We start from the raw sequence: 17,168 nt of genomic DNA, 5'->3' as shown, positions 1-17,168 counted from the left end.
GGGTATTATACTTTATGTGAATAAATAAGTAACATGAATAAATCTACTTTCAGCGTATTAATGACACTATCTTGAGTGACTTATGTTGTGCGATGTTTTTATACAGTAATATGCTAATATTATGAATAAAAACACAAAAATATACAATTATTGGTAGTGAAAAGTTGATTTGACTAGAATTGTTATACGAGTATAATAACACCATATACAAGAAGGTGTATAAAAGCCACTTATTCTTGATATGAATATAAAAGAGAAAATATTAGGAGTAATTATGGGACAAAAAGATGAAAGTAGTAAAATTAATTTACCACAGCTCGTATTGCTAGGATTAGGTTCATTAATTGGATCTGGTTGGTTATTTGGCGCATGGGAGGCATCTTCTATTGCAGGACCAGCCGCAATTATTTCTTGGATTATTGGTTTTGTAGTTATAGGTTCAATTGCTTATAACTATATTGAAATAGGAACGATGTTTCCACAATCAGGTGGTATGAGTAATTATGCGCAATATACACATGGTTCGTTACTTGGATTCATTGCTGCCTGGGCAAACTGGGTATCGCTGGTAACTATCATTCCTATTGAAGCAGTATCAGCTGTACAATATATGAGTTCATGGCCTTGGGAATGGGCGAAATTTACGTCTGGTTTAATGGATGGATCTACAATAAGTAACGCAGGTTTATTTGCAGTATTTGTGATTATTATTATCTTCTCATTATTAAACTATTGGTCAGTAAAATTATTGACGTCATTTACAAGTTTAATTTCAGTATTTAAATTAGGTGTGCCTTTATTAACGATTATCATGTTAATTATTTCTGGTTTTGACACTGGGAACTATGGTCATTCAGTTGGAACATTTATGCCTTACGGTTCAGCACCTATATTTGCTGCAACAACAGCATCAGGTATTATTTTTTCATTCAACGCATTCCAGACAATTATTAATATGGGATCTGAAATTCAAAAACCTGAAAAAAACATTGCACGTGGTATAGCTATTTCACTGACTTTAAGTGCAATCCTGTACATAGTACTACAAAGTACATTTATTACGTCAATGCCTACTGAAATGCTGCATGAAAATGGTTGGAGTGGTATTAACTTTAACTCACCATTTGCTGATATGGCTATTCTATTAGGATTAAATTGGTTAGCTATATTACTATATATGGAAGCAGTTGTTTCACCATTTGGTACAGGTGTATCATTTGTAGCTGTTACTGGACGTGTTTTACGCGCTATGGAACAAAATGGTCATATTCCTAAATTTTTAGGGAAAATGAATGAAAAATATATGATTCCTCGTGTAGCCATTATATTTAATGCAATTATAAGTATGGTCATGGTATCGCTATTCCGTGATTGGGGTACTTTAGCAAGTGTAATATCAACAGCTACGTTAGTGGCATATTTAACAGGACCAACGACAGTGATTTCACTACGTAAAATGGCACCTAAAATGCATAGACCGTTTAGAGCAAACTTATTAAAATTTATGGCACCATTTTCATTTGTGATGGCTTCATTAGCGATATATTGGGCGATGTGGCCAACAACAGCCGAAGTTATTTTAATTATTATTCTAGGATTACCAATTTACTTCTTCTATGAATATAAAATGAATTGGAAAAATACCAAAAAACAAATTGGCGGTAGCTTGTGGATTATCTTATATCTTATTGTGCTTGCCTTCTTATCATTTATCGGTAGTAAAGAATTTAAAGGTATGAACTGGATTCATTACCCTTATGATTTTATTGTTATTATCATTATTGCATTAATCTTCTACAAAATAGGTACGTCTAGTTACTTTGAAAGTGTTTACTTTAAACGTGCTAAAAAGATTAATAAAGATATGCGTGCGGATTTACGTGAAAAACGTAAATCAGAACACATTAGTGAAGAATAATTTAATTCTGTGAGTAGAAATATATATAGCGTCTGGGACATTGTTAAATCTCCCAGACGCTTTTTTCATATAAATAGCGACATAGTTAATCATTTGAATGATCATGCTTAAATGGAGTGGGAGCCTGAAATCTTTTTGAGACAATTTGATTTCTGCTTCATCTTTTTTATGTATAGAAAATGACTATAATAATGCGACTGTACTTAGACAATAAGCGTATGCAATATTGCAGTGGACAACATTTTATGCAAAATAAATGCATGGGATATTCTATGGAAAAGTAAATTTCATTAAAATAAATTATTTAACAATGTTTTTTATCCCCATTAAAACAACATTTTCAATTCGTTTAAAGTGTAAAAATTCAAAATAACCTTTGACTAATTAATCTGACAAGTGTATTATTTATGAATATTAATTCATTTTTGAGAATAAATATTATGAAATGAGGGTTTTGATGCTTGATTTATATGAACACACAGACAAATATAGTTCTAAAAATTATAGTCCATTAAAATTAGCTTTAGCTAAAGGACGTGGTGCAAAAGTCTGGGATATTGAAGACAATTGTTATATAGATTGTATTTCTGGATTTTCGGTAGTTAATCAAGGCCATTGTCATCCTAAAATCATAAAGGCATTTCAAGAGCAGAGCCAAAGAATAACAATGGTTTCTCGTGCTTTATATAGTGATAATTTAGGTAAATGGGAAGAAAAGATTTGTAAACTTGCAAATAAAGAAAATGTTTTACCAATGAATACTGGCACAGAGGCTGTGGAAACAGCCATAAAAATGGCTCGTAAATGGGGCGCTGATATTAAAAATATTGATGAATCATCATCAGAAATCATTGCTATGAATGGAAACTTTCATGGCCGTACGTTAGGTTCATTATCATTATCATCACAAGATAGTTATAAAAAAGGTTTTGGACCGTTATTAAACAATATACACTACGCAGATTTTGGAGATATAGAACAATTAAAAAAATTAATTAATAATCAAACAACTGCAATTATTCTGGAACCAATACAAGGTGAGGGAGGCGTAAATATTCCCCCAACACATTTTATACAAGAAGTACGTCAACTCTGTAACGAATATAATGTGTTATTAATTGCAGACGAGATACAAGTGGGGCTTGGAAGAACGGGTAAGATGTTCGCAATGGAATGGGAAAATACAGAGCCAGATATATATTTATTAGGTAAATCACTAGGTGGAGGGTTATATCCGATATCCGCAGTGTTAGCGAACCAAGATGTGATGAGTGTCCTCACCCCAGGCACGCATGGTTCCACATTTGGTGGTAATCCACTAGCTTGCGCTGTATCAATGGCAGCATTAGACGTGCTGAATGAAGAGCATTTAGTACAAAATGCATTAGACTTAGGCGATAGATTATTAAAGCACCTGCAACAAATTGAAAGTGAACTGATCGTGGAAGTGAGAGGTAGGGGATTGTTTATAGGTATAGAATTAAATGTAGCAGCACAGGACTATTGTGAACAAATGATAAATAAAGGTGTGCTTTGTAAAGAAACACAGGGCAATATTATAAGGATTGCACCACCACTTGTTATTGATAAAGATGAAATCGATGAAGTAATTCGTGTCATAACAGAAGTTTTGGAAAAGTAAAATTTAATATAAAATTTCCGAATATTCAGAAAGGAATGAAGTGAATGATTGAAGTTGGTATCGTTGGCGGTAGTGGATATGGAGCCATTGAATTAATTCGATTATTAATTCAGCATCCTAATGTAAATATAAAATATATCTTTTCGCATTCTAAACAGGATCAACCTATAAAGGAAACATTTCCACATTTGGAACAGCTCACATATCACTATGAAACGTTAAATAGTGAAGGAATTGAATGCGACGTGATATTTTTTGCGACACCTTCAAATGTGAGTAAACACATTGTTCCTCAGTTGCTTAGCAAGAGGATTAAAATCATTGATTTGTCGGGTGATTTTAGATTAACTAATCGAGCTACTTATGAAACGTATTATGGAGAAACGGCAGCTTCTCAAGAATATTTGAATGAAGCAAATTATAGCATTGCAGAATGGTCAAATGTAAATGCTCAAACAACGCAATTAATTGCGAACCCTGGATGTTTTCCAACAGCTACATTGTTAGCACTACATCCGCTAATAGATAAAGATATTGTAAAGCAAGATAACATTATCATCGATGCGAAGACGGGTGTATCCGGTGCCGGTAGGTCTTTGGCACAACATGTTCATTTCGCGGAGATGAATGAAAATTTAAGCGCCTATGCGATAGGAAAGCATAAGCATAAACCTGAAATTGAACAATATTTATCATTATTAGCCCAACAAGAAGTAAAAGTAACATTTACACCGCATCTCGTACCTATGACTCGAGGTATTTTATCAACCATTTATATCAAACTAAACCATGCTTTTACTAATGAAGACTTACATAATCTGTTTAAAGATTATTATGAAGATAAACCATTTGTAAGAATTAGATCATTAGGCCAATTTCCAAAAACTAAGGAAGTTTACGGTAGCAATTATTGTGATATCGGTATTTATGTTGATGAAGAGAATCAAACAGCGATTCTCGTGTCTGTGATTGATAACTTAGTTAAAGGTGCAAGTGGTCAAGCGATTCAGAATTTGAACTTAATGTATGGATGGAAAGAAAACACTGGATTGCTACAATCACCAGTTTATCCATAAAGTAGGATGAAAGGAGAGAAGAAATGAGAGACATTGAAACAATTGATACATTAAACCAATTAAATATAGATTTAGAAGGCGACGTGAGTTCACCATTAGGTTTTATTGCTGGTGGTTTACATTGCGGTTTGAGAAGAAAGAAAGTGGACTTTGGTTGGATTTATTCAACGACGCCAGCTACAGCAACAGGTGTTTATACATTGAATCAATTTAAAGCTGCGCCATTAAAACTAACTGAAGATAGTATTAATAAGGATAAAGCACTACAAGCCATTATTGTGAATTCGGCTATTGCGAATGCGTGTACAGGAGAAAAAGGTATGCAAGATGCGTTGGATACACAAGCTTGGATTGCTGAACAATTAAATATCGAGCAACATCTTGTTGGTGTTGCCTCTACAGGTGTTATTGGATCGTTTTTGCCAATGGATAAAATACAATATGCAACGCAGCACGTTTTAAAAGAACAATATAATAAAAGTGAAGCATTCAATCAAGCTATTTTAACAACTGATACGATGACGAAACATCTGTCAGTAAAGGTTGAAATCGATGGTACCACAGTAACGATAGGTGGCACTGCAAAAGGATCAGGCATGATACATCCCAATATGGCAACAATGCTAGGATTTATAACTACTGATGCCAATATTGATGCGAATACGTTGGATTATTGCCTAAAACAATCAATCGATCAATCGTTTAATATGATTACGGTGGATGGTGATTCAAGTACAAATGATATGGTGCTATGCATGGCAAATGGTCAAGCGCAACATACACAAATTGATGCATTACATCCCGAATGGCATAAGTTTGTGTATGCATTGAATTTTGTATGCCACTATCTTGCCAAGAGCATCGCTAAAGATGGTGAAGGGGCAACTAAATTGGTTACTGTAAAGGTCAAGGGCGCTCACGATGTTGTTGAAGCAAGAAAAATTGCAAAGAGCATTGTCTCCTCGAATTTAGTGAAAACCGCTATCCATGGTGAAGATGCGAATTTCGGAAGAATTGTCACTGCTATAGGATACGCATCGCGATATATAGAACCTAGCGCAACCCATGTTTCGTTATGCCAAGTGAGTGTGTTGGAAAAAGGTATGGCTGTAGATTTTGATGAACAGCGTTTAAAAGAAGAATTAGCATCAGATAATATTTTAATTGAAGCGACTGTTGGAAACGGGGAAGGAGAAGCGGCAGCATATGGTTGTGATTTATCATATGAATATGTACGTATCAACGCGTCGTACAGAACTTAAGGAGTGACTGCAATGAATTATATAGTTATCAAAATTGGTGGTAGTACCTTGACCGAATTACATGAAACTACCATTGATGATATTGCACAGTTAAAGCAACAGGGTTTGCATCCGATTATTATTCATGGTGGAGGGCCTTTTATCAATCAAGCGTTAGAGCAGCAAGGCGTCGATTCATTATTTGAAGATGGATTGAGGGTTACTACAGATGAAGTAATGTCAATTACAAGTCAGATATTAATCGGAAAGGTGAATCCGCAGCTTGTAAGTAAAATGAATGATGAAAATATTCAAAGTATTGGGTTAAATGGAATAGATGCCAAGCTATTTGACGTTGAACCATTAAACGAAAAATATGGATATGTAGGCGAACCAATCAACATTAATACAGCAGTCATAGATCATCTTACAGAAGCATATATACCTGTTATTGCGTCTATCGGCAGACATAAAACCTCTAGACATTTATATAATATTAACGCAGATACGTTGGCGTACAAAATAGCGCAGACATTAAACGCACCTATCTATTTATTGAGTGATATACCAGGTGTCATGATAGATAATAAAGTAAAGGCCACATTGAATTCAGAGCATATTAAAAATTATATTGAACAAGAGCAAATATATGGGGGGATGATTCCTAAAGTACAAGATGCGATCAGTGCCATTGAATATGGTTGTCAAAAAGTAGTTATCGCAGCAGGTAACGAAGCGCATGTCGTGGAAAGGATAAGAACTGGGCAAGGTATTGGGACAACGATTGTGTTGTGAGCATAATATAATAGCAATTTCCTGGGAAATCGTTAAATCAAAGTATCACTATATTAAAAATTTAAAAAAGACTTTGTCATAGTATAAACAAAATTGGTAGATGCTTGAAATAGCGCTGTTTTTAGACGATGTGGTACATATTAAAGTAACGCAATTAGTTAGTGTTTTTCATCTGCTATTTACATTGTAGGATTGAATTGGCGTGATAGTGTAATGGTTAATTTGAAAATAAAAAAACAACGCATATGCTGGAATGACGCATATGCGTTGTTTTTTTATAAATGGCTTGGATATCGTGCTTAGTGCTAATCAGGCCATTAATAATTTTTTGAATAAGTGATTAATAGTTCTTTATAGAAATCAATGAATTTAAGGTACATTGCTTTTTCTACACGTTCATCTACTTGGTGTGGTTTTTCACCTGGACCAAATACTAAGAATGGGAAAGATTCATCTTTACCGCGTAGTAAATTAGAAGCATCCGTCACACCACCAATTGGGGCAGCGACAAAATCTTTATTAAATGCTGTTTTGCCAATCGTTTTAGCAGTGTCAATTAGGCTATTTTGACCAGTAGTAAGTACAGGATCTAAGTCAAGATATAATTCACTTTCTAAATTTGAGCCATTTGCATTATGTTTTTCAATTGTATTATTAAATAAATTTTTAACTTGGTCATTATTGTATTCTGGGATTGTACGAATATTGAAATCAGCATCAGCGTCTTCAGGGACAGAATTCACTTGAACGCCACCCTTGATTAATGTGTTAGTGATGACAAGCCCTTGTAATGCGGATTCAATTTCTTCAACAGCAAATGTAGCTGGTAGAGAAGGTTTCATTCGATCGATCAAATGAGTGAAGTCTAAAGATTCACCTTTAATTTCTTTAGATATTTTTTGATATGCGTTATCGATATCTTGAATAAATTCAATTAAAGGTTTAATTGCGTTTACACCGAGGATAGGCATAGAACTATGTGCAGAAGTACCTTGTGATTTAATACGATAGTCCATAGACCCTTTATGTGCGTAGACCATCATATCTTGACAAGGCTCGGCTATGATGAGTGCGTCAACATCATCCATGTAACCTTTTTCGTAGAGATTTTGTGAACCAAGTTGTTCCATCTCTTCACCTGAAGTAGCTAAGAATTTAATGCGTCCTTTTGTTAATAATTGTGCATCGTGCATTTCGATAAGAACAATAGCGAGTGCAGCGAGTCCAGATTTCATATCAGCAGCACCACGACCATATAAATAACCATTGTCTTCGGTAAGTTTAAAAGGGTCATATGACCATTGTTCACGATTACCTTCTGATACGACATCCATATGTCCAGATACACCGATGACTGGACTGCCTTCACCAATGTCGGCAATTAAGTTAGCGCGTCGTTCATCAACTTTATCAATGGTTGATTTAATACCGTGTTGTTCAAATAAATTTTGGAAGTATTGACATACCTCGATTTCATTATCATTTACTGTATTCATTGCTACAATATCAGATAATATTTGTACTTTTTCTTCTACAGAAAATGTACTCATAACATACCACTCCTTTAGAAAGACTATAACAAGTATACATCTGGCAAATTATTTTGATAAGTGAAAAGACTTTTAATAAAAACTTTATAATTTTAAAATATATATTGTGTATAATTACAATAGTACGATTAATTGATTAATAAACTTGTTGTATACAAGTTTTAAAGCTATGATATAGAGTAAGCAAATAAGCGTAAAAGAGGTACGATTATGACGTTATCATTAAATAAAATTCATCAAGCACACCAACAATATACAGGCGTAGATTTTCCGAAATTGTTTAAAGCTTTTAAAGATATGGGAATCATTGTTAATACAGTGAATATAGAACAAGGTGAAACATCTTATATTCATCAGGATGGAGCTGAAATTACGGATGAAAGTGTTAAAGTAGCTGTACCCATTGCACAACAGACACACCTTGCGTTGGTAAAAGATATATTGCAGCGTCATCAATCAGGTGAAACGGATTTTCCAAAGTTTTGCGATGAAATGGCACGAGCGGGCATTTATAAGTGGCATATTGATATTATCGCTGGCACATGTGCCTATATAGACAAGGAAAATCAGGTTGTCATTACAGAAAATATACCTCAATCTTGATATGTGTTTATAAATACGAGTAAAAAGATAAGGTATTTAAGACGTATACTATGACAGCATTTATAATTGATGATACGGTAGAGAGTGTAGAAAGATTATAAAGTGGCAAGATTAAAGCTTAATTATTAATTAAACGTGGGTTGTTTAGGGGAAAAGTTGCGAGTCGAACAATGACCCTAAAGTGCTTCATATAGATATATCGTGTTTAACAATGAAAGGGGACAATAAGTATGGCAAGTGTAGCAATTATCGCAGGTGGTAATAAGATTCAGTCTAGGTTAACAGGTGTAGTAAAATATGCTGAAAAATATTTAAATGATGAAGGCATTGAGACAGATGTCATACATGTACATCAATTAGACGCTGAAGCATTGATTACCGCTGACTTTTCAAATGAATCAATTAATGAAACACATAAAAAAATTGAAGAAGCTGATGGGATAATTATCGTTTCACCTGTATTTAAAGCAGCGTATTCAGGCATCGTGAAGACATATTTAGATTTACTGCCACGTGGCGCATTTACAGGTAAAACAGTCCTCCCGCTCGCATTAGGTGGTACATTTGCACATGTATTAGCGATTCAATATAGCTTAGATCCAGTTATAAAAGAATTGGGTGCAGATACAATTCATAAAGGTAGATTTATTTTAGACAAACATATTACATCTAATGAAGACGGTACTTATGGTTATGATCAAGAAGCGAAAGATGGCTTAAATAAAACTTTAAAAAAGTTTGTCAGTGATAAAGCGCAAGTAATAGAATAAAAGATATTGATTTAAAGGCGTATCTAAATAATTGCGATACGTCTTTAAAAATGCTTTTTTTAACACAGGTGTATTAAAATATGTTAAAGTAAATAAAATAAGTTTTAAAGGCTATTTTTTTAGTTTTTAATTAATAAAATTGTATTAAAAAGGGAGTTCTGATATATGCCCAAAGTAGTAGATCACGAGAAAAAGAAGCAGCAAATTATACAGTATGCATGGCAATCTATCGTAAGCAATGGCGCTAAGGGTGCTACAGTTAGAAATATTGCAAAGTTAGCACGAATGACACCAGGACAAATACGTTATTATTATCCAAACCATCATGATTTGTTAAAAGCAGTATCGGTCGAAGTAGATAGTAAAGTTAGAGGAAGAATTAAAGCGGTATATAACGACGGAAGTCTAAGCCCGCTTGATAAAGTCATACAGGCGATGTTGAAAGCTATGCCGCTTGATGAAGAACGATATGCGGATATGGAGGTCTGGTTGGCCTTTCAATATGAGTTACATGAAGTAGGTAAAGATTCCATGGGGAATGAAATCTTTACTTTAGTAAAAGCATCGATGTCATTTTTAGAAGAACATGACTTACTCGACACATCGTTAAATCAATATGTAGCAATAATGAAAATGCATGCATTATTGGATGGATTAGCATTACATAAATTGTTAAATCCCGAGCAGATGATAAATGAAGATATTGAACATTTAATAGAGAGCGAAGTGAAATCCTGGTTAAGGAGGTAATATAATGAACGGGGTATTAATGATACTTATTGCAGCTGAATTATTATTTTGGATTGTCATTATTTTAGGTTTGATTTCAAGATATGTCTTACGCATGAAACAAGTTGGTTTGATTTTACTTGCAATGACGCCTGTAATTGATTTGATTTTAATTATTACGATGAGTGTAGATTTATTAAATGGTGCCAAAGCAACGGTTCCTCATGGCATAGCAGCAGTATATATTGGCGTTTCAATTGCATTTGGAAAACAAATGATTCAATGGGCAGACGAACGTTTTAAATACTATGTTTTAAAGGAAGGAAATTTACCTGAAAAGAAAACGGGTATTGCTTATGCAAAAGCTTATTTTGTAAGTTGGTTAAGACATGTTTTAGCCTATTTGATTGGAACAGGTCTATTGTGGTTAATTATAAATATTGTAGGACAAGGCGATAGTGTAGCAGCGCTTTATCATGTTATTAAAATTTGGACAGTTATATTAGGGATTGATTTATTAATCACACTGAGCTACTTTATTTGGCCGAAACCTAAAAAAGTATAAAGTATAACGGATGATATAAAAATAGTGGAACAGAAATTTAATTTTTAGAGAAAATTGGATTTCTGTTCCACGTTTATATTTACTATTTTTGAATAATTTAAGATGGCTTTAAGTGCCATTGATGACGCGTATCATACGATAAGTGGAATGTTTCCGTCTTAATATCAATTGGATACGCAATGGAATGTTTCTCAGAAAATGACCAGCGTCTATCTTCAGGTGTGAGTAGTATATAGCTTTCATCGGATGTATCGCCTAAAAAGTTTAACGCATAAGGTTCAAAATGAGCGTGTTCAAATGTTTCGATTTTATAATCCGATAAAGCTTGGTAAATAGCATTTGTCTCATTACATACAAAGCCGATTTCACTGATTCTAGAAAATTCAGGTTCATCTGTAATGTTGGATACTCTTGCAATCAATTCCACGATGTTTCCAGATGGATCATTAAAGTATACAGCGTGTGCGACAAATGATTCAAAATAAGTTGTATGGTGCCCGTCTTCCATTAATAAAAATAATATATTTTGATAATGCTCTTTCATGTCATAAAAATGATTGTATGGAATATCAATTGCAAAGTGATAATAAGGTTGAACAACTTCTTCAGACCTACAAAATTGCAATTGTGTTTCACCAATTTGAACAATGAAAGTATCTTGATTAATAACTTCTACAGGACATTCCAAAGTTTCCTCATAAAATTGTAGCGTTTCTTCTAATTCTGAAGTACATAACGTTATACTTTCAAATTTCATATGTATATCCCATCCCCACGTAGTAACCATATTTTAAAAAGTATTTTAATAGTACTTTATCAAAATAATAATAAAGATGATAATATTAAGAATTTATATAACCTAAATGTTTTGAAATTGCTGCAGATTCTAAATTATCATCAAAAGTAATTATTAAATTATAATAAAGTATTTATGAAGTTAAATAAAAGGACTAAGCCCAACAGTAAGGGTTTAGTCCTTTTAAAAATACATTTATAGATTAAAAGAATATTGAGGTAATGATATAAGCACTTAAACCAACTAAGAGACAGTATAGTAATGCTGGGCCGAGTGTTTTTCTAATTACACTGCCTTCTTTTCCTGGCATATTCACTACAGCACATACAGCTACGACATTGTGTACGCAAATCATGTTACCAGCTGCTGCACCAATAATTTGTGCAGCCAAGACGGTATAAGGTTCTGCGCCAATGGATTGAGCAATATTTAATTGAATAGGTGAAAATGTCAATGTAGAAACGGTTGCACTTCCTGTAATAAAGGAGCCTAATGCGCCTAAGAAAGGTGCTACGAATAGCCAAATAGGTCCTAAGTATTTAGACATATTCTCAGCAATATATTCTGGCATGCTGATTAAATCACTTGTATTGATTCCAGAATTGATAAACACATGCACCATCACAAGTGTAGCTACTAATGTTATTCCAGTGGTTTTAATCGTATTTAGCGATTCTACGCTTGCTTGCGATAGATCTTTGAACGATTTTCTCTGTATTAGGATGGCAAATAAAGCAGAAAGCAGTAAGATAGTGCCTGGTGAATAAAGAAATTCCCAATCAGATGAAATTGTTTCAAAGCCTAGAATTTGATTCCAAGATAAATCTAACACTTGTGTAGTGAAATCTTTAATCAGTGGTACAGTTCTTGTCAGTAATAATAATATAACGACCATTAAATAGGGTGCCCAAGCAGTTAATAATGGCATGTCATGTTCTGATTTTGTGGGTGCATAACTGTCATCAAAACCGTCTTTCCATTCATTTTTAGGGAGTAGCCAACCTTTACTTGCTGTGACTACGGCTACGATAAGTCCTGTGAGTGAACCGAGAATTGCAACGAATTCAGGACCGAATAGAAAGGCATAGGCAAATGAAGAAGCGACATAAATGAAACCAATACAGGCTAGCCATGGAATCATTTCAACAATAGATTTGAGTTTGTTTGTTTTGCTAAAGAAAATAATCAAAGTAGCAATTAATATAATAGGTATAAAAATACCACTTAGTAAATCTAATGTTGTAATACGTTCAGCTGTAGCTTGAAACAGTGAACTATCTGCGTCATTTAATGTACTTAAACCGACTAATACAGGTGTTCCCACGGCACCAAATGAAACAGCAACGCTATCAGCAATCAAAGCGGTAACAACAGCTATCATCGGTCTGAAACCTAGTGCTACCATGAGTGGTGCTGTGACCATTGCAGGTGTGCCAAATCCAGATGCACCTTCAATCAATGAGCCAAATAAAAAAGCCACAATAATAACTTGAACACGCATATCTCCTGATATTTTTTTGAATCCTTCATTAATACGTGTGACTGCACCAGTTTGTCGCAAAGTATTAAGTAACACAAGCGCACCAAATAAAATATAGAGAATGGTAAGAGTTTTATGAGTACCTTGAAGCAGTGAGGCCAATATGACATGCCCTTGCATTCCCCAAACAAAGATGCCCAAGAATGTGACAATGAACGCACTAATGATCATACCCTTTAGTGCAGACATACGTAGTAATACTAAAAAAATAAAAGGCACAATGACAGCACTAAAAGCAACAAATAACATCATTTAAAAAATCCCCCTAAGTAAAAATAACAATCATCTAGTCATATGATGATTAAATATTATTTATTGTAAACGCATTCATGTAAAAATTCAAATTCCAACAAATAAATTATTTCATTTAAAAATGACATTTATTTTTAAAAACATACTTTAAGAGTGAAAACGTTTGTAGGAAATTTAAAATTGTAAACACAGTTTTTAATAGTAATTAAAACAAAGAAACGAAAAGAAACGAAAATAAATTTGCGATAATAGAAAAAATGAAATAAGATAATAGAAATAAATGAAAGCGTTTTCTTTTGATTGGAATAAATGAATGCATAGGGTTTTAAAGAAAGCGCATATTATTTGAAATAACATAGGAATGAAAATTTATAGATATAGGGGTGTTATGAATGAATAAAAAGTTAGCTAAAATGGGCATGCCACCGACACTATTATGGGGATATATTGGTGTACTCATTTTTATGATGGGGGATGGCTTGGAGCTAGCCTGGATTAGTCCATACTTACATGATCATGGCCTATCTGTACATCAAACTGCTATATTAACTACTTGTTATGGTGTAACGATTGCTATTGGATCTTGGTTTTCAGGTGTATTAGTAGAGATTATTGGTCCACGAAAAGTAATGTTATTGGGAACGCTATTGTATATTATTGGTCACATGATATTTGTAGGCTTAGCACTTCCATCCATGAATTATGGACTAATGATACCATCGTATGCGATTAGAGGTTTTGGGTATCCATTATTTGCCTATTCATTTTTAGTTTGGGTAGCATATCGTTCTCCACAGAAACGTTTAGGTGCAGCAGTAGGATGGTTTTGGTTTGTATTTACAGGAGGTTTGAGTGTACTGGGTTCATTTTATTCTTCGATGGCGATTCAAATATTTGGTCATATATTCACCTTATGGACTGCGATTTTATGGGTGATTGTTGGAACATTTTTAGCAGTATTTGTAAATCGTGATAAATTTGAAATAGAGAGTAAAGGGAATGGTTTTAAAAACCATTTGAAAGAGATGGGCGCTGGTATTACAATTTTAAAACGAGAACCTCGCGTAGCGGTTGCTTGTATTGTAAGAATTATTAATCAAGCTGCACAATATGCATTTCCGTTGTTCCTTCCAATATATTTATCTACGAAAGGTATCGCAACGACGACGTGGTTAAATATTTGGGGTACGATTTTTATTGCAAATATTATTTTCAATCTTATATTTGGCGCATTAAGCGACAAGATTGGTTGGAAAAATACAATATCTTATATCGGAGGCGTTGGTTGTGCTGTATTTACTTTAGGCTTGTATTTTATACCTGAAATATTTACAGGGAATGTGTTCATTATCGGAACAGTAGGATTTTTATGGGGAATGTGTTTAGCTGGATTCGTTCCTATATCAGCACTTGTGCCTTCACTAGTGCATGATGGTGATAAAGGTCCGGCAATGGCTATATTGAACTTAGGAGCAGGTTTGTGTGTATTTGCTGGACCTGGATTAGTCGCTTTATTCTACGATAGTATTGGCGTACAAGGTATGATGTATCTTATATTTGGACTTTATGTAGCAAGTGCGATTATGACTCGTTTTTTAAAAACACCAGAAGAGCGTGGTATTTTGAACGAAAAAGAAGCAACTTAAAATACGATGGATAACATATAATGAAGAAGGCCGTGATATCTATAGATGTCATGGTCTTTTTTCATAGGTAATAATTAAATAAATTGAATAGATATTGAAATATAACGAAATTTATAAAAAAGCCTATGAAATATAAGGGGGTATCTCATAGGCTTTGAATGAAATTGACGATCAACGACTGATTCGAAAATTCATTTCTGATTAAAAGGGTGATTATGGAATTTTTTGAAGTGAAGTGGAAATGAAGGCTTTATTTTTCTTGGAAACCGCCTGAAACAAATTGTGCTACGATTTGTTTAATTACAGCTACAATATCTTTAAACATAATAATTCACCTCCGTGAGATAAATGATTACATTCCCAATATACAACCATTTTGATAATAAAAGATATGTAACGCATAACTTGAAATTTAAAGTTCACAACTGTTTATTTTCAGATATTTTCAATGCTTAAATGACGAGATTTTCGACGTTATTGTTTAAGAGACTTTAACTTTTTTTAAAATTGGAAAAAGCTGTCAATGTACATAAAATTAAATAATATTCATTTTTTAGTATAAATATACTTGAAATATCATTTAAATACCTTTATTATGTATATAAATCTTATAAAACATTGGAGTGATGAAAATGGGGCGTACACAACAGCATTAAACAAGCTAGCATTATTCAAGGGTAAAGACTTTTTGAAGACATGTGATTTTTCAGCAGATGAGTTACATACTTTAATTGATTTTACTGGTGAATTAAAAGAAAAGAAAAAGCGTGGTATTCCACACCCGTATTTAAAAGGGAAAAATTTGGCATTCTTATTTGAAAAACCTTCTACTAGAACGCGTTCAGCATTTAGTGTAGCAGCATATGATTTAGGCGCTTATCCTGAATACTTTGGGCAAGGTGATATTCATTTAGGAGTTAAAGAATCCGCAGAAGATACTGCCAAAGTTCTAGGTAGAATGTATGATGGTATTGAATTTAGAGGTCATCATCAGAAAGATGTAGAAGCACTTGCTAAAAATGCAGGTGTACCAGTATGGAATGGGCTCACTAATGAATGGCACCCAACTCAAATGATTGCAGATTTTTTCACATTAAAAGAACACTGGGGGACATTACAAGGTAAAACATTGACTTATGTCGGTGATGCTAGAAATAACGTAGCTCATGATTTACTTATTACGGGTGCAATTTTAGGTGTGAACATACATGTAGCCGCACCAAAAGCGTTACAACCGGATGAAGATATTCAAGTTATGGCACAAAAATATGCTGCTGAATCATCGAGCGATATATTGATTACAGATGATATTCAACAAGCGATCTATCAAACAGATGCAATATACACAGATGTTTGGTTTTCAATGGGTGAAGATCAATCGGTATTAGAACCGCGTATCAATCAATTATTACCTTATCAAGTGAACAAAGAGATGCTGATCAACACAATGAATCCAGATGTTATCGTATTACATTGCTTACCTGCATTTCATGATGTAAATACACAAGTAGGACAACAAATTTACGAAACGTACGGCTTAACTGAAATGGAAATTTCAGATGACGTATTTAAAGGTGAACATGCTGTCATTTTTGACCAATCAGAAAATAGATTACACTCTATTAAAGCAATTATGGCTGTAACACTGGGTGATATTTTTTAAATTAGATGTTAAGTATTATGAAGAGATTTTGTAATGCTACTATAAAAAGGATGGAGCCTGGGACAAAAAGAAATGTCTTACACTCTTTTCCTACGATTAGTCAGTAGATGACTGAATTGAACATGTCAAGGCCCACTTAATTTAATGCATAGATAGTGTTAGCATTTTATTATGAAATAGATCGACGTTTCTACTTGTAAACAATCAACAAATTTAATTTGTTGGTTGTTTTTTTATCTTCAAATTTAAAAATGAAATTAAGGTGTGACTTTCGTTGAAATGAAGGAAGTTAAAAGTATATATCTAAAATGAATTTGGACAACATCTGGATAACTTAATAGATGCATATAATAGATAATGATAACACTTTATGAAAATATTT

Annotated in this window: 14 protein-coding genes; 11 read left to right on the top strand and 3 right to left on the bottom strand. The window is 33.6% G+C overall.

Annotated features, from left to right (window positions below; translation table 11 throughout):
* Window positions 1-274: 274 nt before the first annotated feature.
* From ACM595_RS08490 to argB, 5 genes are all read left to right on the top strand, one after another.
* Complete coding sequence (locus ACM595_RS08490; RefSeq protein ID WP_048787089.1) at window positions 275-1,918, top strand: APC family permease; 1,644 nt, start codon at window positions 275-277, stop codon at window positions 1,916-1,918.
* 457 nt (window positions 1,919-2,375) lie between these two features.
* A complete protein-coding gene (gene rocD / locus ACM595_RS08485; RefSeq protein WP_069794865.1) occupies window positions 2,376-3,560 on the top strand; it encodes an ornithine--oxo-acid transaminase in 1,185 nt (394 codons plus the stop codon).
* Between the two features lie 44 nt (window positions 3,561-3,604).
* Window positions 3,605-4,636, top strand: a complete 1,032-nt coding sequence (gene argC / locus ACM595_RS08480) for an N-acetyl-gamma-glutamyl-phosphate reductase (RefSeq protein WP_002482167.1) — start codon at window positions 3,605-3,607, stop codon at window positions 4,634-4,636.
* Between the two features lie 23 nt (window positions 4,637-4,659).
* On the top strand, window positions 4,660-5,898 hold the full coding sequence (gene argJ, locus ACM595_RS08475; RefSeq protein WP_002482168.1) for a bifunctional glutamate N-acetyltransferase/amino-acid acetyltransferase ArgJ: 1,239 nt from the start codon (window positions 4,660-4,662) through the stop codon (window positions 5,896-5,898).
* A 12-nt stretch (window positions 5,899-5,910) separates the two neighbouring features.
* Window positions 5,911-6,672: an acetylglutamate kinase gene (gene argB / locus ACM595_RS08470; protein WP_041079480.1), complete on the top strand. Its 762-nt coding sequence runs from the start codon at window positions 5,911-5,913 to the stop codon at window positions 6,670-6,672.
* A gap of 317 nt (window positions 6,673-6,989) precedes the next feature.
* Here the strand turns inward: argB and ACM595_RS08465 are convergent, their stop codons facing one another.
* Entirely contained in the window at window positions 6,990-8,222 is a 1,233-nt protein-coding gene (locus ACM595_RS08465; protein ID WP_002482170.1) for an ArgE/DapE family deacylase, read from the bottom strand.
* A gap of 210 nt (window positions 8,223-8,432) precedes the next feature.
* Between ACM595_RS08465 and ACM595_RS08460 the strand changes: the two genes are divergently transcribed.
* The 4 genes from ACM595_RS08460 (at window position 8,433) to ACM595_RS08445 (ending at window position 10,889) form a co-directional block, all read left to right on the top strand.
* Window positions 8,433-8,825: a DUF1398 family protein gene (locus ACM595_RS08460; RefSeq protein ID WP_041079478.1), complete on the top strand. Its 393-nt coding sequence runs from the start codon at window positions 8,433-8,435 to the stop codon at window positions 8,823-8,825.
* 230 nt (window positions 8,826-9,055) lie between these two features.
* Window positions 9,056-9,595 carry an NADPH-dependent FMN reductase gene (gene ssuE / locus ACM595_RS08455; RefSeq protein WP_041079476.1) on the top strand — a complete coding sequence of 180 codons (540 nt, stop codon included), beginning with the start codon at window positions 9,056-9,058 and terminating at the stop codon, window positions 9,593-9,595.
* A gap of 165 nt (window positions 9,596-9,760) precedes the next feature.
* Window positions 9,761-10,345 (top strand): TetR/AcrR family transcriptional regulator, encoded by a 585-nt coding sequence (locus ACM595_RS08450; protein ID WP_041079474.1) that lies wholly within the window; start codon window positions 9,761-9,763, stop codon window positions 10,343-10,345.
* A 4-nt stretch (window positions 10,346-10,349) separates the two neighbouring features.
* On the top strand, window positions 10,350-10,889 hold the full coding sequence (locus ACM595_RS08445) for a hypothetical protein (RefSeq protein ID WP_069821641.1): 540 nt from the start codon (window positions 10,350-10,352) through the stop codon (window positions 10,887-10,889).
* A gap of 97 nt (window positions 10,890-10,986) precedes the next feature.
* Here ACM595_RS08445 and ACM595_RS08440 read toward each other — a convergent pair whose 3' ends face one another.
* Both ACM595_RS08440 and ACM595_RS08435 read right to left on the bottom strand, forming a co-directional pair.
* Entirely contained in the window at window positions 10,987-11,646 is a 660-nt protein-coding gene (locus tag ACM595_RS08440; RefSeq protein ID WP_037537545.1) for a glyoxalase/bleomycin resistance/dioxygenase family protein, read from the bottom strand.
* Between the two features lie 241 nt (window positions 11,647-11,887).
* Window positions 11,888-13,477 (bottom strand): L-lactate permease, encoded by a 1,590-nt coding sequence (locus ACM595_RS08435; protein WP_075340004.1) that lies wholly within the window; start codon window positions 13,475-13,477, stop codon window positions 11,888-11,890.
* A 392-nt stretch (window positions 13,478-13,869) separates the two neighbouring features.
* On the opposite strand from ACM595_RS08435, the gene ACM595_RS08430 reads away from it, so the two are divergent.
* Window positions 13,870-15,123 (top strand): MFS transporter, encoded by a 1,254-nt coding sequence (locus ACM595_RS08430; protein WP_206236989.1) that lies wholly within the window; start codon window positions 13,870-13,872, stop codon window positions 15,121-15,123.
* A 595-nt stretch (window positions 15,124-15,718) separates the two neighbouring features.
* Window positions 15,719-16,786: an ornithine carbamoyltransferase gene (gene argF, locus ACM595_RS08425; protein ID WP_175268005.1), complete on the top strand. Its 1,068-nt coding sequence runs from the start codon at window positions 15,719-15,721 to the stop codon at window positions 16,784-16,786.
* Window positions 16,787-17,168 lie beyond the last annotated feature (382 nt).

Origin of the sequence: Staphylococcus sp. LKG3-1, from assembly GCF_048568385.1 — a bacterium.
GTDB lineage: Bacteria > Bacillota > Bacilli > Staphylococcales > Staphylococcaceae > Staphylococcus > Staphylococcus saprophyticus.
Note: the sequence above shows the minus strand (reverse complement) of the source record. Positions and strands in the feature narration are given on the sequence as shown.